We start from the raw sequence: 18646 nt of genomic DNA, 5'->3' as shown, positions 1-18646 counted from the left end.
CCACCCAGCCCCGCCGGCGATTGAGGCGCGGGGCCTGGGGCAGAGCCCCAGCAGCCACCGGCCCGCAGCCGAAACACCGACGGCAGCCGAACCGCGGGGCCTGGGGATGAGCCCCGGAACACCGGCCTGAGCCGGACTCCCGGTCAGGCCGCGCTGGAGTCGAAGGCGTTCAGGATCTCCGCCGGGTGGGTCACGCGTTCGACCAGGCCCTCGATCACCTGGGCCAGTACGGGGTGGTCGATCCCGCGCAGGGCGGCAAGGTCGAGGCCGGAGAGGTCCGGGAGCCGGCCGGGGCATCCCGGGGCGGTGGCCGGGGCCGTGTCCCGACGTTTCGTCACCATGTGCCGCAGCTCCCCCTGTCGCGTCGCAACCTTCGCTTGCCCACGGTCCACTGCCCTTTCCCGCCGGCCGGCCGGCGGAAACAGCGGCCGGCCGGTCACCGTCCGGCCTCCAGGGCCCGGACCCGCGCGCGCAGCCCCTCGGAGCGCCCGTCGGGGTCGCTGCCGATCCGCTTCCAGAGCTGCAGCGCCGCGCGGTACTCCTCCAGGGCGGCCCGGGGCCGTGCCAGCCGCTCCAGCACCTCCCCGCGGGCCTCCTGCACGCGCGCGGCCAGACGCAGGGCGGTGTCCTCCCGGCCGGGAAGGCCCCGGTGCTCCTCGCGGCCCTCGTGGTCGTCGCGGCCCTCGCGGTCGGCTTCCAGGGCGGCCCGCCAGGCCAGCCGGTAGGACTCGGCCGCCCGGTCGAGGCGGTCCGCGGCCCGCGTGTGGCCGTGGATCTCCTGCTGCACGTCGCCGTGGTCCCGCCAGGCGCGGGCCCGTTCCAGCGGGCCGCGGCTGTTGCGGACGGCCAGTTCCAGCAGGTACTCCGCCTCCCGCAGGTCCACCGCGTCGTTGTCGTAGGCATGCCGTAGCCGCAGCCCGGTGGCCAGCCGCATCAGCCGGTGCGCCGCTCCCGGGTCGGACTGCGGGACCGCCGCCCGGCTCTCGCGCAGGACGCGCACGGCCGCCCCTGTGAAGCGGCGTCCGCCGGCGCTCCGGGCCCGGTCCAGGAGTACGTCGCCCCACTCGGGCAGGAGTTCCCCGAAGGCCTCCCCGTCGCGGGGTACGAGCCGCCGGGCGCGGCCGTAGGCCTCGGCGGCGTCCTCCAGCGCCGCCGGGTCGGCGTCCCGTGCGTACCGCTCGCGGTGCACCCGGGCCAGGCAGAGCAGGGCGGCCACCCGCAGCTCCGTTTCCCCGCCCGTCTCCTCCAGGGCGGCGGCCAGCTGACCGGCGGCGTCCTCCAGCCGTGCGGGCAGGTACCGCAGCGCGTCGGCCAGGTCCACGCGAACCTGCGCGGTGCCCGGCGGGGTGGCGTCCAGGACCGCCGCGAGGCGGGCCGCCGCCTGTTCGGCCAGGGCGGCGCGCTCGGCCGGGTCGGGGGTGCGGGGCAGGAGCGCCAGCAGGACCCGGCCGAGGGCCAGTTGCAGTTCGGGGTACGGCCCGGCGGAAGCCACCGGGTCCGCCTCGGGGTCCGGGCCGGGGTCCGCGCCGGGACCGCCCGGAACCGGACCTGTCAGGGGTTCGAGGGCCGCGCGGGCCTCCCACAGCGCGCCCGGGTCCTCGCGCAGGCCGCTGAGCCGGATCAGGGTCTCGGCGCGCCGCACCGTGCAGTCGCGCCGCAGCTCCGGTTCGGCCGTGGCGGCCGCGGCCGCCGCCGCGAACTCGCGGTCCGCCGCCGCGAGCAGGGCGGGGTCCGGGCCGGCGGCCAGCGCCCGTTCGTACAGCACCCGCCCGCGCACCGCCCCTGCCGCGGCCGTCCGCAGCCCGGTCAGGGCCCGCTCCGCCTCGGCGAGAAGTTCCGCGTCCCGCTCGGCCGCCCACAACCGCAGCAGCGCCCCGGCCAGTTCCGTCTCGGCCTCCTCCGGCGGGTCGGCGGGGCCGGCCGGGGACGTCACGGCCCGCCGCAGGACCGCCACGGCCTCGTGCAGGGCCCGTGCTCCCGCGTCGCCGCCGGCGTCCGCGTCGGCGAGCCGGTCGCGGGCGGCGCGCACCGCCCCGGCCCGTGCGATCAGGGGGGCCGCCCGGGGTTCCCGTACCGGCTGCCCGTCCTGCGGCATCCCGGGCAGGTAGCGCCGTACGACTTTGGCCGAAACCTGCGCGAAGGCCTGCGGGAGCCGCCCCTGCGCATCGCGTTCCTCCTCGTCGCCCCCGGGGCCCTCCACCGTCGCCGCCGGCGCGACGCCGGTCAGCTGTGCGACCGCGAGCGCGGGGAAGTTGCGTACGCCCGACCCGAAGTGCGCCCGTACGTACTCCGAGCAGTGCTTGAGCACCAGCGCCGCCTCGTCCCGTCCCAGCGGCCCCAGCAGCACGTCCTGTACCCCGGGGACGAACTCGTACCAGTGCCCCGGCCCCGGTCCGCTGCGCCTCAGCAGCCCGCTGAGCAGCACCTCCGCCATGTCCGAGGGTTCGGAGTCGGGCAGCATGGTGCGCTGCACCAGCCGCATCACGGGCAGCGTCAGCGGGGCCGCCGACAGGTACACCGCCAGCTGTACGGCGCGGGGTGCGGCCGAGGAACGGAACCGCGTGACGAGTTCGCGCGGCGGCCGGACGGCGGGCGGCGGCGGGACGGGGGCCGCCGGGTGGTCGGCCAGTACGCGGCCCACCTCGGCGGCCACCGGCCCGGTGCCGAGGCCGGCGACGAGCCGGGCCCACGCCCCGAGGGCGGTCGGGCTCGGCGGTAGCACCGGCACGGCGAGTCCGCCCGTGGGCCGCCCCGGCATCGCCGGACGGTCCGGCCGGAACCGCAGCTTCTGCCCGGCGCCCTCCAGGCGGGCGAGGGTGCCGCGCTCGGTCGGGAGCCAGCTGCGCGCCCACAGCCGCTGCGGCAGGGGCTGGACCACCATGCACGGCGTGCACTCGGCCCAGCGGTACAGCAGCCGCTGCGCCGCCCCCTCGCGCCACAGCGGTCCGGCGCAGTCGGAGACCATCATGGTCAGGGCGCGGCCGGTCGGGTCCCGCAACTGCTCCCCGGAGCGCAGCCCGGCGCCCGGTACGGGGCCGCGGCCGAGCGCCGCCGTGCCGTCCGGGCGGCGGTGCAGGTAGTGGACCTGGACGTCCCGGAAGGCGCCCAACCGCTCGCAGACGGAGCGCAGTTCCTCGAACATGTCCTGCCAGACGGCCATCGAGGGCGAGGCGTCCATCACGAGCCGTACGGTCGCCTCGCGCCGGCTCTCCGGCCGGAGTACCGGGATGAGCAGGCCGAGGGCGCGGGCGCTGGCGTCGGCGGTGGCGCCTTCGTCGATGACCAGCCGGGTGGGCGGGGCGGGCGGGCGGTGCCGCTGGAGGGCGCGCAGGGCCCGCTGGACGTCGAGGATGCGGGGCAGGGCGGCGGCCCCGGGCACGCGTACCGGTATGCCGTACTCCTCGGGCGACTCGTCCGGGGTGCCGCCCTCGGCCTCGCCCGAGTGGTGTGCCCCGGGGGCGTAGAGCCGTACAGGGTCCTCGGTGTCCGTGTCCGCCCGTACGGGCTCCACGGGTTCCGCGGCCGGGTCCTCGGGGTCATCCCCGGTGTCCGGTCCCCGGGCGCCGGGCAGGTCCGGTCGGGGGCCGCGGATGTGCCCGGCGAGCCACAGGGCGTCGGAGAGCTCCTCGGCGGACGGGTCCAGCCCGGCGGCCCGCAGCAGGGCGGCGAGTTCCCGGACACCGGGCGCGGCGGGCGGCGCGGGCGGCTGCGTCGTGGACGGCGCGACGGGACACGGCGGCACGGCGGCTTCGGGATCGGCGGGGCCGGGGGCGGCAGGTTCGGAAGCGGCCGGGTCGGGGGCGGCGGGTTCGGGGGCGGCGGGTTCGGGCACGGTCCGTCACCTCGGGCGGTCGAGGCGCTGGATGAGCAGGTCCGCGAGGTCCTCCCGGGTCGCCGGGGAGGCGTAGTGGGTGAGGTAGACGGCGTTGAGCAGCTGGTCGGCGGCGACCAGCTCGGACTGGGAGCGGCCCAGGAACTCGCGGATGAGGTCGCCGCCGAGCCGGGCGGCCTCCTCGCCGAGGTGGGCGCTGACCATCGTGGCGAGCCGCCTCTCACCGGGCTGCCCGAGCCCCAGCTGGATACAGCGGCGCAGCAGTGCGGCGGGGAAGTCCCGTTCCCCGTTGCTGGTCAGGACGATGAAGGGGAAGGCGCGGCAGCGGATCCGGCCGCCGCGTACGGGCACCTTCGTCCCGTCGTCGGTGAGCACCTCGACCTCGGGCTCGGTGTCGGCGACCCGCTCCAGCTCGGGGAGGGCGAACTCCCCTTCCTCCAGGACGTTCAGGAGGTCGTTGGGGAGGTCGATGTCGCTCTTGTCGAGTTCGTCGATCAGCAGGACGCGGGGCCGGGCGGTGGGCAGCAGGGCGGTGCCGAGGGGCCCGAGGCGGATGTACTTCCCGATGCCGGATACGGTGGCGGGCGTTCCCCCCGAGCCCGCGGTCCCCGGCCCGGCATTCCCCGGACCCGCACTCCCCGCCGCCGCTGCGCCGCCGGCCGCGAGCTGCACGTCCTGGAGCCGTGCGAGGGCGTCGTAGCGGTAGAGCCCGTCCTGCAGCACGGTCCGCGACACCACCGGCCAGCGCAACACCCGCCCCAGCTTCAGCTCGTGGGCGACGGAGTGCGCGAGGGTGGACTTGCCGGTTCCGGGGAAGCCGGTCACCAGCAGCGGGCGCCGCAGGTACAGCGCCGCGTTGATGGCCTCCAGTTCCTCCGGTTCCGGCCGGTGCAGTTCGGCGGCCTGCCGGTGCGCCCCGAGCCGCCGGGCGACGTTGCCCTCGGCGGCCGCGGCCGCGCGGCCCGGGTCCACGACGGGCCCGCCGTCGAAGTCCCGCCAGGGCGGCGGGTCGGGCAGGGCGTCGATCCCGTCGTGGGGCTCGCCGACCCCGCGGTAGATGAACCACTCGTCGTTCATGGTGCGTGTCCCTCCCTCGAATCCGCCGGGCCCGCTGCCGTCACAGGTCGCCGTGGAGCGGCTCGACGTCCGGCAGCGGTCGCGCCGGGTCCTCCCACACCAGCCCCGCCCCGGCCGCCCAGTAGGCGTCGGGGTCCGCCCCGTACGCCCGGCCCCGCAACGTCTGCAGCCGCACCGGCAGCACCTCCGCCCGTCCCGCGTCGGCCAGTTCCTCCCGCAGCCCGCGGTGGAACGGCGCGCACGACACCCCGGGGTCCGGGGGCGGCCTGCGGGTCACGGCCACCCCGTAGCCGGCGTCCCGTACCGCGTGCAGCGACCCCAGCGTGGGCTCCTGGTCGGCCGCCCGGCAGTGCACGGGGACGGTGGTGTCCGGCAGGCCCGACAGCCACTCGGCGGAGGGTGCGCGCGGGCGGCCCCCCGCGCAGTCGGCCCGTTCGTCCTGGAGCGGTCCCGCCTGTACCCGGGCCCACCGGGCGGCGGCCCGGCCGGCCTCGTGGTCCGCCGGGTGCGCCTGCGGGCCTCCCGGGTGGGTGTCCGGACCGCCCGGACGGCTGCCCGGGCCGTGGGCGGCGCTCCGTCCTCCGGGGTGGCGCAGCACCACCGGCCGCTGCACGCCCAGCGGTACTCCGCCGGCCACCACCCAGTCCTCCACCGCCAGCCCGAACAGCTCGGGGGCCACGGCCACTTCGAGCAGGGCCGCCGCGACGTGGGTGTCGCACCGGCGGAAGGCCTCGGCGAGCGGGGCCCGTAAGCGTTCCGGCAGACCCGCCACGGTGGCCCGTACTCCCGAGTCCACGGGGGTCAGCCGCCCGGGGTGGGCCGGACCGGCCAGCACAGAGACCCGCCAGTCGTAGAGGTGCTCCCAGCCGTGCGCCCACACCTCCAGCAGGACCGACGCCCCGGGCGGCAGTCCGCCGTCCCTCCGGGGCGGGCCGCCCACCGCCCGCCCGGCCGAGGCCCGGCGGCGGCGCTCCCGCTCCGCGAGGCCCCGCTCGTGGCGCTCGCCGAGTTCGCGCCGCAGGGGCCGCCACAGCCGCTCGGCCGTGGCCCGTACCCAGTCCCACAGTTCCTCGTCGGCACCCGGCGCCGGGGGCTCGCGGTACTCGGCCACGCTGACGTCGGTGGCGTAACGGAGCATGGCCGCGGCCTCGCCGGTCCCGCCCGGCGGGTCGTGCAGCAGCCCCAGCCCGTCGCGCCAGCTCAGCGGGGCCGGCGGCTGCGGGTCCGGTTCCTCGCCGCGGACCGCCTCGACGAGGGCCCGTACGGCCTCGGAGGAGCTCGGCGGGGGCAGTTCGGCCAGGAGTCCGCACAGGGTGGTGCGTTCGCCGGGGGTGAGCCGGCCGCGGCCGCCGTACGGGTCGCGCTCCTGCGGCGGGAGTTCGCCGTGCACGTCGGTCCAGGTGCGGCGGTTGTCGAGGTCGCTGAGGTGCTGGTCGTAGTGGTACAGGTCGTGGGCCTGCATGATCCGGCGGTAGAGCCCGACCTGGCCCCGCGCGGCCATCGGCAGGGTGCGCAGCTGCACGACGGACACGGCGAGGCCGCCGCCTCCCGTGTGCCGGCGGGCCTTGACGACGCCGACGACCTCGCCGCGGGCCAGGTCCACGACGGGCCCGCCGGACATGCCGGGGTCGATCTCGTCGTCGTCGGCGAGCCGGATGGCGGCGCCGTTCCCGGCGGTGCCGCGCAGCCGGGTGGTGCGGCCGGTGATCTCGGGGGTGCCGAGGTCCTCGGTGCAGCCGAAGTAGGCGACCTCGTCGAAGCGCGGCCTGGAGCGGTCGGTGAGCCAGACGCAGGCGTGCGAGACGGGGGCCAGGACCCTGATCAGCGCCAGGTCGGGCAGGTCCCACAGGGCGTGCCGGCCGGGCCGCCGTTCCTCCAGGCGCTCGGGCAGGACGCACTCCACGCGCCCGGTGACGGTCCCGGTGACGGCGCCCGGGGTGCCGGAGCCGCCGTAGCGGGGTCTGCCGGAGTGGAAGGTGATGCCGACCTCGCGACCGGTCAGACGCACGGCGGCACCCCCTTCGCCGACCACGTGCGCGCACGTCAGGACCCAGCCGGGGGCGATGAAGAAACCGCTCCCCCAGGTGGGACCGGTCCGATGGCTGCCGGGGTTGTCATACCCGCCCGGCGGGGCGTGGACGCGTACCGTCGCCGCCTGGACGAGGGGTTCGAGAAGCTCGAAGGCGCGCGCCGTCCCGCTCGTGCGCCCGTCGGTCATCCGCGCCCCCCGCCCGCTGGTGAGACGTCCAGGCTAGCGTCGGCGGCGCCGGGGGCGGGAGGTCTCGCGGGCGCCGCGGATTATCCTGGCGGGAAACATTCCCTGCACATCCACATCACGGCACGGAGCCCGACTTGTACTTCACCGATCGCGGCATCGAGGAGCTGGAGAAGCGGCGCGGCGAGGAGGAGGTCACCTTCGAGTGGCTCGCCGAGCAGCTGCGCACCTTCGTCGATCTGAACCCGGACTTCGAGGTCCCGGTGGAACGCCTGGCCACCTGGCTGGCCCGGCTGGACGACGAGGACGACGAGGACGAGTAGGCCGGTGACCTGCCGGGGGCGGTAGGCGGTCCGGTACGCAGAGGGGCCCGTCCGCGATGGCGGACGGGCCCCTCTGCGCGGGGAAGGAAGGCTCAGGCGGCCTTGGTCTCCCAGAAGATGCGGTCGATCTCGGCGATGAGGTCGAGGGCCTTCTGGCCGGTCGCCGGGTCGTTCGACGCCTTGGCGGCCGAGAGGGCCTTCAGGGTGTCGTTGACCAGGGTGTGCAGCTGCGGGTACTTCTCGAAGTGCGGCGGCTTGAAGTAGTCGCTCCACAGCACCGAGACGTGGTGCTTGGCGAGCTCGGCGCGCTGCTCCTTGATGGTGATGGCGCGCGCGCGGAAGTCGGCGTCGTCGTTGGCCTGGTACTTCTCCTGCACGGCCTTGACGGACTCGGCCTCGATGCGGGCCTGGGCAGGGTCGTACACGCCGCACGGCAGGTCGCAGTGGGCGGAGACCTTCGCCTTGGGGGCGAAGAGGCGGGAAAGCATGGAGTTGTCCTCCTCGTGATCGTCTTCTCAAGGGGGGACCTTACTCGCTGGAGAACCGGATTTCGCGGGCGCCCCCATGGGCTTAGGACAAAAGTCCAGGGTCGCGGCCGGGCCGGTGAGCGAATGTACGGGGCCGTGCGGCAGCATGCGGGAGTGACGAGGAGGACACCCATGGCGGAGAGCGCGCGCCCGCGCAAGCGGTTCGAGGTGGTGGAGGTGACGGGCCCGTCGATGGTGCCCACGCTGCTGGAAGGGGACCGGCTCGTGGTGCGGTACGGGGCCGCCGTCCGGCCGGGTGACATCGTGGTGCTGCGCCACCCCTTCCAGCAGGACCTGCTCGTGGTCAAGCGCGCGGTGGAGCGGCGGCCCGGCGGCTCGTGGTGGGTGCTCGGCGACAACCCGTACAACGAGACCGGCGACAGCACCGACTACGGGCCGGTGCCCGGCGAGTTGGTGCTGGCGACGGCGGTGCTGCGGTTCCGGCCCCGCGTGGAGGATCAGCGTTCGGTGAGGGCCCGGCTGTCCTGGGCGGCCTCGTCGCTGCGCGTGCTGCGGGCCGACGCCTCGGCCTCCAGCCGCTTGCGGGCACGGTAGGCGGCCACGTTCGCGCGGGTGGCGCAGCGGTCGGAGCAGTAGCGCCGGGAGCGGTTGGTGGAGGTGTCGAGGTAGGCGTTGCGGCAGGGCGCGGCCTGGCAGATGCCCAGGCGGTCGGGGCCGTGCTCGGTGAGGGCGAAGGCCAGGCCCATGGCGGCCATGGCGGCGTATCCGGCCGAGGCGTTGGAGGGGTGTTCGGCGAGGTGGATGTGCCAGTCGGGGCGGCCGTCGTCGGCGAGGGTCTCGTGGCCGGACACCTGGGGGCTGACCGGGAACTCCATGAGCAGCGAGTTCAGCAGGTCGACCGCGAGGACCTCGTCGCCGCCGTCGGCGGCCTCGAAGACGGCCCGCAGCCGGCCGCGGACGTTGCGGAAGCGGGTGACGTCACCGTCGGTGACGCGGCGGGCCATCTGCTGGCTGGCGCCGAACAGGGCGCGGACGGCGTCCACCGAGGTGAGCGCGTCCTTGTTGCGGGCCGGCTCCTCGGTGTTGACCAGGCGCACGGCGAAGTCCGAGTAATGGGCCAGTTCCACTTGTAGTCCTTACGGCTGCGGATTAATGTCTCTCGTAACGGCTGAGACGTCTTCGAGGGTATTACGTAGGGAGCGGTTCGGGATGGCGGATGCGACGGGCACGGCGGACACGACCGACGCGGGGCGGACCGGTACCGACTGGCAGGCCTGGCAGGACAGCTGGGACCGGCAGCAGGAGTGGTACATGCCCGACCGCGAGGAGCGGTTCCGGGTGATGCTGGACATGGTCGAGGCACTGGTGGGACCCACCCCCCGGGTACTGGATCTCGCATGCGGTACGGGAAGTATCACGGACCGCGTCCTCAAGCGGTTCCCGGGAGCCACCAGTACGGGCGTCGATCTCGACCCCGCGCTGTTGACCATCGCCCGGGGCCACTTCGCCGGCGACGAGCGGGTCGCGTTCGTGACGGCCGACCTCAAGGACCCCGACTGGCGTGCGGCCCTCCCCCACGGCACCTACGACGCCGTCCTGACCGCCACCGCCCTGCACTGGCTGCACAGCAAGGACCTGGCCGTGCTGTACGGGCAGCTCGCCCCGCTCCTGGCCCCCGGCGGGGTGTTCATGAACGCCGACCACATGCCCGACCCGGCCACCCCGCGCATCAACGCCGCCGAGCGCGCCCACCGGCACGCCGGCATGGACCGGGCCAAGGCGGCCGGGGCGGTGGACTGGCGCGAGTGGTGGGCCCTGGCCGCCGCCGAGCCGGCGCTGGCCGAGCCCACCGCCCGCCGCTTCGAGATCTACGGAGAGCACGCCGACGGCGACACCCCCTCCGCGGCCTGGCACGCCGAGACGCTGCGCGCCGCGGGCTTCGCGGAGGCCCGTACGGTGTGGCGCTCGCCCTCGGACGCGCTGGTCCTAGGTCTGAAGTAGGAAATCCGAAGACCCCGCACGCACACGCCGACGGCACGGCCGAGGGGCGGTACGGGAATCCGTACCGCCCCTCGGCCGTGTCCACGTGCGGCGCCCGGCGCCGCCGACTACAGCACCTTGGAGAGGAATGCCTTCGTCCGGTCGTGCTGGGGGTTGCCCAGCACGTCGCGCGGGTGGCCCGACTCGACGACGACGCCGCCGTCCATGAAGACGAGGTTGTCGCCGACCTCGCGGGCGAAGCCCATCTCGTGCGTGACCACGATCATGGTCATGCCCGAGTCGGCCAGGTCGCGCATGACGTCCAGGACGTCACCCACCAGCTCCGGGTCGAGTGCCGAGGTGGGCTCGTCGAAGAGCATCAGCTTCGGCTCCATGGCGAGCGCGCGGGCGATGGCCACGCGCTGCTGCTGGCCGCCGGAGAGCTGGGTGGGGTAGTTCCCGCCCTTGTCCCCGAGGCCGACCCGGTCCAGCAGGCGGACGGCACGCTCGCGCGCCACCGCCTTGGACTCGCCCTTGACCATGACCGGCGCTTCCATGACGTTCTCCACGGCCGTCATGTGCGGGAACAGGTTGAACCGCTGGAAGACCATGCCGATGTCCCGGCGCTGCGCCGCGACCTCGCTGTCCTTGAGCTCGTAGAGCTTGTCGCCCTTCTGGCGGTAGCCGACGAGCTCTCCGTCGACGTACAGCCGGCCGGCGTTGATCTGCTCCAGGTGGTTGATGCACCGCAGGAAGGTCGACTTGCCGGAGCCGGACGGGCCGACCAGGCAGAAGACCTCACGCGGGGCGACCTCCAGGTCGATGCCCTTGAGGATGTGCGCCGCACCGTAGGACTTGTGGACGCCCTCGGCCTTCACCATGGCAGTCATCAGGCCACCGCCTTGCGGTTCGAGAAGCTGGACAGTTTCGCCTTGATCTTCTGCAGCGGCGTGGGCGGCAGCGAGCGGAGCGCACCCCGAGCGTAGCGGCGCTCCAGGTAGTACTGGCCGACGCTGAACACGCTGGTCAGGGCGAGGTACCAGATCGAGGCGACGAAGAACATCTCCATCACCGCGAACGAGGTGGACGCGATGTCCTGGGCCGCGCGCAGCAGGTCGAAGTACTGCACGGCGACGACAAGCGACGACGTCTTGAGCATGTTGATGAACTCGTTGCCCGTCGGCGGCACGATCACCCGCATGGCCTGGGGCAGGACGACGCGGCGCATGGTCTGCGTCCGGGTCATGCCCAGGGCGTGCGAGGCCTCGGTCTGTCCCTCGTCGACCGACTGGATGCCGGCTCGGACGATCTCCGCCATGTACGCGCCCTCGTTGAGGCCGAGGCCCAGCAGGGCGGCCAGGAACGGCGTCATGACCTGGGTCATCTCGTCCTTGTAGAACCCGAGGTTCAGGATCGGGAAGATCAGGGCGAGGTTGAACCAGATGAGGAGCTGCACGTACACCGGGGTGCCGCGGAAGAGCCAGATGTAGAACCAGGCGATGGTGCTGGTCACCGGGTTCTTCGAGAGCCTCATCACGGCGAAGAGGACGCCGAGCGCCAGGCCCAGGGCCATGGCGGTGACGCTGATCCAGATCGTGTTGACGACACCACGCAGGATGCTGGGGTCGAACAGCTTCTCCGGCACGGTCGCCCAGCGCACGTTGCCCTGGGAGAAGGCGACGACGAGCGCCACGACCAGGCCGATGACGACCACGGCACTGATCCAGCGGCCGTAGTGGCGGACCGGGATGGCGCGGATCGCCTCGGGGGGTACGGACCCGGCCGGCGGGGTGTCCGCCGGGCCCGGGTCCTTGTCGAGCTTGTCAGTCACAGTGACTGCCCTTCAGTGTGCTGCGGTGGTACGCGGAGGTCAGGAACCGGCGTTGATCTTGGCCTCGGTCACGGCGCCGGAACCGGCGTTCCACTTGTCCAGGGCGGCCTTGTAGGTGCCGTCCTTGATGATCGCGTCGAGGGCTTCCTTGAGCGCGTCACGCAGCTCGGTGTTCTTCTTGTCCACCGCGATGCCGAAGAGGCCGGCGTCGGTCGGGTTGGCGATGGCCTCGAAGTCGTTGCCGCCGCCGGCGGTCTGCGCGATGTACGCGGCGACCGGGGAGTCGTTCAGGTCGGCGGCGGCGCCACCGGCCTTCACGCGGGTCTGGGCCTCGGCGTCGGTCGGGAAGGACTCGATCTTCAGCTCGCCCTTGCCGTCCGTCTTGCACTTCTCGGCCTGGGTCTTCGCGGACTCCTCGTACGTGGTGCCGCGCTGCACGGCGACCGTCTTGCCGCACAGGTCGTCGAGGGTCTTGATGCCCTCCGGGTTGCCCTTCTTGACCAGGATGCCGGTCGAGGCGGAGAAGTAGTCGACGAAGTCGACACCGGCACCGGTCTTGGCGCCCTTGTCGTCCAGGCCCTCCTGACGGGCCTTGGTGTCGGTCAGCGAGGACATGACCAGGTCGCTGCGGCCGGTCTGCATGCTGCCGATCAGCGTGTCGAAGGTGCCCGACTCGAACTTGAACTGGACGCCGAGCTGCTTGCTCAGGGCCGCCGCGACGTCGGGGTCGACGCCGACGATCTTGCCGCCCTCGGTGAACTCCATCGGTGCGTAGGTCGCGTCGGTGCCGACCTTGATCACACCTGCGTCCTGGATCTTCTTCGGGAGCTTCGAGAAGAGCGGCGCGCTGCTGTTGTTCGCCGCACCCGACGGGGTCGAGGTCGCCTTGTCGGTCTGGTCGCCACAGCCGGTGAGGATCAGGGCGCCGGCGACCGCGATCGCGCCGACCGCGGCGATCCGGGACCGGGCGGCGGTCGTACGACGGGTGGTGCTTGCGGTCATGGCTTCGTTCCTCCGGCAGGGGTGGAAAAGCATCGAAAAACGGTCGGACACGCACCATCGAGTGTCGCGACCTTGTGTGATTACGGCATCTTGCCATTCGGACTGAGACATTCAGGCTGCCCGTCAGGTCAAAATCGCATAACGGGCGTCCGGGGTAGGCCAACAGGACTGCGGGCAAGGGGGTTCGACGCCGCAGATACTGCCGTGACCAGGCCTTTTGGGCGCAGTTTCTCCCGAGCGTCTCGCCCACTGGACGGCAAGGTTTGGACTTTTCGCCAAAAGGCGGGCAAGTGACCTACGGTTGAGCTGGAATCGACTCGTCTGAGCGGGCGTTCTTCGGGTAGAACAGATCCTTACACCCCTCATCCGGGGCTCAGGGCGCGCGTGCGGCGCGCCCGCGCGTACGAACCTCCCCCTTCGCGGAGACGGGCCAACCGTCGATGCGGAGTACGGACGCGGTGCCCGCCCACCCCTTAACCAGGAGTGGCCACCCTCAACGAACAAAAGGAATTAAGGGGTCACACGAAGTGGCAGCGGAGATCGTCAACCCTCGCAGCGACAGTGCGACGGACAACAACCCCGACGCGGTGTTCGCACTGCACCGGGGCGGCAAGATGGCCATCCAGGCCACGGTTCCGGTCAACGACAAGGACGACCTGTCCCTGGCGTACACCCCGGGCGTGGCGAAGGTGTGCACCGCCATCGCCGAGCAGCCGGAGCTGGTGAACGAGTACACCTGGAAGTCGAACGTGGTCGCCGTCGTCACCGACGGCACGGCCGTGCTCGGCCTCGGTGACATCGGCCCGGAAGCCTCCCTCCCCGTGATGGAGGGCAAGGCCATCCTCTTCAAGCAGTTCGGTGGTGTGGACGCGGTCCCGATCGCGCTCGCCACCAAGGACACGGACGAGATCGTCGAGACGGTCATCCGTCTGGCGCCGTCCTTCGGCGGGGTGAACCTGGAGGACATCTCCGCGCCCCGCTGCTTCGAGATCGAGCGGCGCCTCCAGGAGGCGCTGGACATCCCGATCTTCCACGACGACCAGCACGGCACGGCCATCGTGACGCTGGCCGCGCTGCGCAACGCCGCCAAGCTCACCGGTCGCACCCTCGGTGACCTGCGCGCCGTGATCTCGGGCTCGGGCGCGGCGGGCATCGCCATCGCCAAGATCCTGGTGGACGCGGGCATCGGCGACGTCTGCGTCACCGACCGCAAGGGCGTCGTGTCGGCGGACCGCTCCGACCTGACGGACGTCAAGGCGGAGATCGCGGGCCTGACCAACAAGACGGGCCAGACCGGCTCGCTGGAGCAGGCCCTGGCCGGCGCGGACGTCTTCATCGGCGTCTCCGGCGGCTCCGTCGCCGAGGAGGCGGTGGCGACGATGGCGAAGGACGCGTTCGTCTTCGCCATGGCCAACCCGAACCCGGAAGTCCACCCGGAGGTCGCGCACAAGTACGCGGCGGTCGTGGCCACGGGCCGTTCGGACTTCCCGAACCAGATCAACAACGTGCTGGCGTTCCCGGGCATCTTCGCGGGTGCCTTCAAGGTGCGCGCCACCCGGATCACCGAGGGCATGAAGATCGCCGCCGCCGACGCCATCGCCGGTGTCGTGGGTGACGAGCTGGCCGCCGACTACGTGATCCCGTCGCCGTTCGACGAGCGCGTCGCGACGGCCGTTGCCGCGGCGGTCGCCGCCGCCGCGAAGGCGGACGGCGTGGCCCGCCTGGCCTGAGCGGGACCGGGCACGTGCGCGAAGAGGCCCGACCGGATCGACTCCGGCCGGGCCTCTCGTCCTCCCCGTGCCGCCCCCGCGGCCCCTGGGCGCCGCCCGGGCGGGGGGCCGGTGCGACGAAGGCCTCACCGGCGCGGTCGCGGCAGGCCTGGAACCAGGCACTACCGGGCGGTAGCGTCGCGGCATGTTCGCTGCCTATGCCGCCCGAATCGACCGTGACCAGCCGCTGAACGGCCTTGTGCTGGGCGACCGCCCCGCGCCGCAGGCCCGCCCCGGCTGGGTGACCGTGAACGTCAAGGCCGCCTCCCTCAACCACCACGATCTGTGGTCGCTGCGCGGGGTGGGCCTCGGCGAGGAAAGCCTCCCGATGATCCTCGGCTGCGACGCGGCCGGAACCGACCAGGACGGCAACGAGGTCGTCCTGCACTCCGTGATCGGCCAGAGCGGCCACGGGGTCGGCCCGGACGAGCCCCGCTCGATCCTGACCGAGCGCTACCAGGGGACCTTCGCCGAGCAGGTGACCGTCCCCGCCTGGAACGTCCTGCGCAAGCCCGCCGAGCTGTCCTTCGAGGAGGCCGCCTGCCTTCCGACGGCCTGGCTGACGGCCTACCGGATGCTCTTCACCAACGCCGGGGTCCGCCCCGGGGACTCCGTCCTGGTCCAGGGCGCCGGCGGCGGTGTCGCGACCGCCGCGATCGCCCTCGGCAAGGCGGCGGGCCTGCGGGTCTTCGCCACCAGCCGCGACGAGGCCAAGCGCAAGCGGGCCGTGGAGCTGGGCGCCGTGGAGGCGTTCGAGCCGGGCGCGCGGCTGCCGCAGCGGGTGGACGCGGTCATCGAGACCGTGGGTGCGGCCACCTGGTCCCACTCGGTGAAGTCCCTGCGCCCCGGCGGCACCCTGGTGATCTCCGGGGCCACGAGCGGCGACCGCCCGGCGCACGCCGAGCTGACCCGGATCTTCTTCCTGGAGCTGAAGGTCGTCGGCTCGACCATGGGCTCGAAGGACGAGCTGGAGGATCTCCTCGCCTTCTGCGCCACGACCGGGCTGCGGCCGGTGATCGACGAGGTCCTGCCGCTGGACCGGGCGCGCGAGGGCTTCGAGAAGCTCGCATCGGGCGACCTCTTCGGAAAGATCGTCCTCAAGCCCTGACCTCCGGAACCCGACCCGATGTCAACTGGGGTCGACGCCCACTCCCGCCCCGGCATGCCCTCCGAGGTCCTGACGGAGCACGGCGTCTCCTACACGGCGGCGGAAGCGGCCCGGGCGGCCTGACCGCTCCGCCGGCGCCATCCAGCCTCGTCGGCGGCTTGCGCCGCCGGGGTACGGGGCCGCCCGGGGCCGGCGCCCCGGCCGCTACGGGCGGGAGCCGAACGTCGCTCCCAGGCGGGCAGCCGCGGCCGCGAGGTGGCCGCGGGCCTCGGCCACCCGGGCCGCGGTCGCCCCGTGGTCCCGCGCGGCGTCCCGCACCTCGTCGCGGAAGCGGTCCAGCAGCCGGTCGAGGTCGCGGGCCGGGTCACCGGTGGGCGGCAGGTCCGCGGCCCAGTCCGCGGCCCGGTCCGACGACCCGTGCGGCGGCTGGTGCGGCGACTGGTCCGCGCCCGAGCCCTGCGTGCCGCCGAGCCAGGCTCCGGCCAGGCTGCCCAGGACGCCGCCGGACTTGGCGAACTGCTCCTGGAGCTGGCCCGCGATGCGCTGGACCTCCTCGCGCGCCCGGTCCTGGGCCTCCTTGGCCTGGCGGCGGGCCGCCTGCGCCTCCTCGCGGGCCCGGCGGCTCTCGTCCTTCGCCCGGCGGGCCTGCTCCTTCCACTCCTGCCTGGCCTTGCGCAGCTCCTCCTTGGCCGCCTGCCAGGAGTCGTCCTCACCCACCTGGGTCGCCGACGCGGAGGCCGCCGCCCGCATCTCGCGCCGCAGGTCCCCCGCCGCGCCGCGGACGTCGCTGCGGATCTCGGCGGCCAGTTCGGTGACCGATTCGCGGATCTCCAGCTCCAGGTCGGCCAGTTCGCCGCTGCGGTCGGCCAGTTCGCCGCGGCCCGCCTCGGTGATGGAGTACACCTTGCGCCCGCCCTCGGTGGCGTGGGTGACCAGGCCCTCCGCCTCCAGCTTGGACAGGCGCGGGTACACCGTGCCCGCGGAGGGGGCGTAGAGGCCCTGGAAACGCTCCTCCAGCAGGCGGATCACCTCGTACCCGTGGCGCGGCGCCTCGTCCAGCAGCTTGAGGAGGTAGAGGCGGAGGCGGCCGTGGGCGAAGACGGGCGGCATGTCAGAGCACCTTCTTGTCGAGCGCGAGCGGAGCGGCGGGGGCGTCGGCGTCGGCCTGCGGGCGGCGCAGCAGCGCGATGGCACCGGAGACCGTGGTGGCCCGCAGGGTGCCGGCGCCGGAACCGAGCGTGCCGGTGATCCGCTTGGCGCCGAGCTGGCCGGAGACCCGCAGGTCCTCGAAGGCGTTGGAGACGCCGCCGGTGGCGGTGTTGGCCTCGACGCGGGCGTCCGCGGGGTGCGGGAGGCGGATCGCGACCTCGCCGGAGACGGAGTTCAGGGCGATGTCCACGGGGCGTGCGGCGCCGGGGCCGGGGTCCAGGTCGATCAGCATGTCGCCGCTGACCGAGTCGGCCCGTACGCTCACTCCCGCGCCGTCGACCACGGTCAGCCCGCCGGAGACGGAGTGGAAGCCGAGGTCGCCGGTGACGGACTGGGCCTCGACGCTGCCGGAGACGGTGTGCGCCTTGACCCGCCCGGACAGTCCGACGAGCGTGGCGTCACCGGAGACCCCCTTGACGTCGGTGGCGGCGGAGATCCCGGAGACGAAGGCGCCGGCGTCGACCGTGGCCACGTGCACGCGGGTGGCCGCGGGCACGGTGAGGGTGACGGCCGCGCGGCGCTCCCACACCTTGCGGCCGGAGGAGGAGGAACCGGTCCAGGACTTCCAGGGCTTGTCCTCGAACCACTGCTTGAGGCCCTGCGAGCCGTTCCAGGGCAGGTCCTCGTAGGAGACGGTGAGGGTGCCGTCCTCCTGCACGACGTACAGCGGCGGCCCGTCGACCTCGGTCACCTCCAGACGGGCGGGGCCCTCCTCGGCGGCGACGACGTTCACCGTGCCGCTGACGACGCGCACGCGGAGCTCGGTCACCGGCTCCTCGAAGGTGAGCTTCTGCGGTGCGGCGAAGTGCCACGTCGACCGCGACGGCTGGGACGGCTGCTCTGCCATGGTGCTGATCCTCCTCGTGCGTTCACGGACCGGACTCGACGCACGCAACATATCGCGTCTTCTCCAGAACACGATATATCGCGGTCTCGGGAAGTCAAGAGTGGTGCCGAAATCCGCCATTTGAGGGCGTTTTGCCTTAGCGTGTGAGCATGTCAATCTCCAGGACCCCGACCGGCGGGATGCTGCTCTGCCGCACCGAACCCCTCGCCGCCCGCTCCCCCGCGCACCTGCTGCGCGTGCGCCTGCTGCTCGCCCCGGCGGGCGCCTGGACCGTGCTCGTTCCCGAGGACAAGCCGTGGCTCGACGGCGGGGGGAGCGTGGCCGAGGTCGTCTCCGGCTGGGCCTCGGCGATCAGCGTCGGCACCAACTGGCCCGTGCTGGGCCTGTGGTGGGAGGGCGGCCGCGCCGGCTTCTCGCTGGCCGGCGGCTTCCGGCGGACCGTCGCCCAGGAATGGGACGCGGCCGGGAGGCCGGCGGGGGAAGCCGATGCGATGCGGACCCTGGCGGCGCGGCTCGGGCTCGATCCCGTACTCGACCTGGAGGAGTTGGAGCGGCTGACCCGCCCCGACGCCGGGCCGGGCGTGGACGGCGGGACCCGGCTGCGCGGGCTGGTCGCCCTGCTGACGCGCGCCGGGCTGGCCATGCCGCCCGGTCTGACCCCGGGCGAACCGGCCGACCGGCTGCGGGGCGCGGCCCGGGTGGCTCCGGGCGCCGAGACGGTGCAGTGGTCGGGCTGGCGCGACGCCGTACGGGCCGAGCTCGACGCGGTGGAGGCGGGCCCGCTCGGCCCGTGGCTCCACGGCCCGAAGGCCCGGCTGCTGGGCGCGGCACAGGTCGCGGCGGGGGCTCCGCTGCTGGTGTGGGCGGCCCGGCGGCGGAACCGGGCGTGGGCCGCGGCGGGCGCCCTGCTGCTGGCCCAGGGGGCCCTCTCACTGGCCTACGACCGGGCACGCGCCCGGGACTGA

General features: G+C 73.7%; 17 protein-coding genes. 6 read left to right on the top strand and 11 right to left on the bottom strand.

The genetic code is table 11. The features are described 5' to 3' along the window. Positions 1-143: 143 nt before the first annotated feature. From fxsA to ACFWFZ_RS33345, 4 genes are all read right to left on the bottom strand, one after another. A complete protein-coding gene (gene fxsA / locus ACFWFZ_RS33360; RefSeq protein ID WP_030658913.1) occupies positions 144-341 on the bottom strand; it encodes an FxSxx-COOH cyclophane-containing RiPP peptide in 198 nt (65 codons plus the stop codon). Between the two features lie 95 nt (positions 342-436). Next, positions 437-3832 carry an SAV_2336 N-terminal domain-related protein gene (locus ACFWFZ_RS33355; RefSeq protein ID WP_387127585.1) on the bottom strand — a complete coding sequence of 1132 codons (3396 nt, stop codon included), beginning with the start codon at positions 3830-3832 and terminating at the stop codon, positions 437-439. A 6-nt stretch (positions 3833-3838) separates the two neighbouring features. Continuing rightward, positions 3839-4909 (bottom strand): AAA family ATPase, encoded by a 1071-nt coding sequence (locus ACFWFZ_RS33350; protein WP_387127583.1) that lies wholly within the window; start codon positions 4907-4909, stop codon positions 3839-3841. Between the two features lie 40 nt (positions 4910-4949). Continuing rightward, positions 4950-7127, bottom strand: a complete 2178-nt coding sequence (locus ACFWFZ_RS33345; protein WP_387127581.1) for a trypsin-like peptidase domain-containing protein — start codon at positions 7125-7127, stop codon at positions 4950-4952. Positions 7128-7261: 134 nt separating this feature from the next. Here ACFWFZ_RS33345 and ACFWFZ_RS33340 point away from each other — a divergent pair, with 134 nt between their 5' ends. After that, positions 7262-7447: a DUF6104 family protein gene (locus ACFWFZ_RS33340; protein ID WP_010061466.1), complete on the top strand. Its 186-nt coding sequence runs from the start codon at positions 7262-7264 to the stop codon at positions 7445-7447. A 92-nt stretch (positions 7448-7539) separates the two neighbouring features. On the opposite strand, the gene sodN is transcribed toward ACFWFZ_RS33340, so the two are convergent. Next, complete coding sequence (gene sodN / locus ACFWFZ_RS33335; protein ID WP_030036761.1) at positions 7540-7935, bottom strand: superoxide dismutase, Ni; 396 nt, start codon at positions 7933-7935, stop codon at positions 7540-7542. Between the two features lie 171 nt (positions 7936-8106). On the opposite strand from sodN, the gene sodX reads away from it, so the two are divergent. Further along, a complete protein-coding gene (gene sodX / locus ACFWFZ_RS33330) occupies positions 8107-8529 on the top strand; it encodes a nickel-type superoxide dismutase maturation protease (protein WP_387127578.1) in 423 nt (140 codons plus the stop codon). On the opposite strand, the gene ACFWFZ_RS33325 is transcribed toward sodX, so the two are convergent. Then, on the bottom strand, positions 8433-9062 hold the full coding sequence (locus ACFWFZ_RS33325; protein ID WP_387127576.1) for a CGNR zinc finger domain-containing protein: 630 nt from the start codon (positions 9060-9062) through the stop codon (positions 8433-8435). The two genes, sodX and ACFWFZ_RS33325, sit on opposite strands and share 97 nt — an antisense overlap. 82 nt (positions 9063-9144) lie before the next feature. Here ACFWFZ_RS33325 and ACFWFZ_RS33320 point away from each other — a divergent pair, with 82 nt between their 5' ends. Further along, positions 9145-9936, top strand: coding sequence for a class I SAM-dependent methyltransferase (locus ACFWFZ_RS33320; protein WP_387127574.1), 792 nt, complete (start codon positions 9145-9147; stop codon positions 9934-9936). 107 nt (positions 9937-10043) lie between these two features. Here ACFWFZ_RS33320 and ACFWFZ_RS33315 read toward each other — a convergent pair whose 3' ends face one another. Genes ACFWFZ_RS33315 through ACFWFZ_RS33305 form a run of 3 tightly spaced genes read right to left on the bottom strand, consistent with a single transcriptional unit; the run spans position 10044 to position 12748 of the window. Beyond that, a complete protein-coding gene (locus ACFWFZ_RS33315; protein ID WP_387127572.1) occupies positions 10044-10805 on the bottom strand; it encodes an amino acid ABC transporter ATP-binding protein in 762 nt (253 codons plus the stop codon). Beyond that, a complete protein-coding gene (locus tag ACFWFZ_RS33310; RefSeq protein ID WP_387127570.1) occupies positions 10805-11746 on the bottom strand; it encodes an amino acid ABC transporter permease in 942 nt (313 codons plus the stop codon). The genes ACFWFZ_RS33315 and ACFWFZ_RS33310 overlap by 1 nt, the downstream gene beginning before the upstream one ends. Positions 11747-11785: 39 nt before the next feature. Next, positions 11786-12748: an ABC transporter substrate-binding protein gene (locus ACFWFZ_RS33305; protein WP_356815818.1), complete on the bottom strand. Its 963-nt coding sequence runs from the start codon at positions 12746-12748 to the stop codon at positions 11786-11788. A gap of 527 nt (positions 12749-13275) precedes the next feature. On the opposite strand from ACFWFZ_RS33305, the gene ACFWFZ_RS33300 reads away from it, so the two are divergent. Both ACFWFZ_RS33300 and ACFWFZ_RS33295 read left to right on the top strand, forming a co-directional pair. Beyond that, on the top strand, positions 13276-14478 hold the full coding sequence (locus ACFWFZ_RS33300) for an NADP-dependent malic enzyme (protein ID WP_387127567.1): 1203 nt from the start codon (positions 13276-13278) through the stop codon (positions 14476-14478). A gap of 184 nt (positions 14479-14662) precedes the next feature. After that, positions 14663-15625, top strand: coding sequence for a zinc-binding dehydrogenase (locus tag ACFWFZ_RS33295; RefSeq protein ID WP_030658890.1), 963 nt, complete (start codon positions 14663-14665; stop codon positions 15623-15625). Positions 15626-15829: 204 nt separating this feature from the next. On the opposite strand, the gene ACFWFZ_RS33290 is transcribed toward ACFWFZ_RS33295, so the two are convergent. Both ACFWFZ_RS33290 and ACFWFZ_RS33285 read right to left on the bottom strand, forming a co-directional pair. Next, positions 15830-16735 carry a helix-turn-helix transcriptional regulator gene (locus tag ACFWFZ_RS33290; RefSeq protein ID WP_387127564.1) on the bottom strand — a complete coding sequence of 302 codons (906 nt, stop codon included), beginning with the start codon at positions 16733-16735 and terminating at the stop codon, positions 15830-15832. 1 nt (position 16736) lies between these two features. Then, entirely contained in the window at positions 16737-17681 is a 945-nt protein-coding gene (locus ACFWFZ_RS33285; protein WP_387127562.1) for a DUF4097 domain-containing protein, read from the bottom strand. Between the two features lie 155 nt (positions 17682-17836). On the opposite strand from ACFWFZ_RS33285, the gene ACFWFZ_RS33280 reads away from it, so the two are divergent. Further along, positions 17837-18646, top strand: a complete 810-nt coding sequence (locus ACFWFZ_RS33280; protein ID WP_387127594.1) for a hypothetical protein — start codon at positions 17837-17839, stop codon at positions 18644-18646.

This window comes from Streptomyces sp. NPDC060232 (genome assembly GCF_042726555.1).
Lineage (GTDB): Bacteria > Actinomycetota > Actinomycetes > Streptomycetales > Streptomycetaceae > Streptomyces.
The sequence above is the reverse complement of the archived record's forward strand: the minus strand, read 5'-3'. Positions and strand labels throughout refer to the sequence as shown.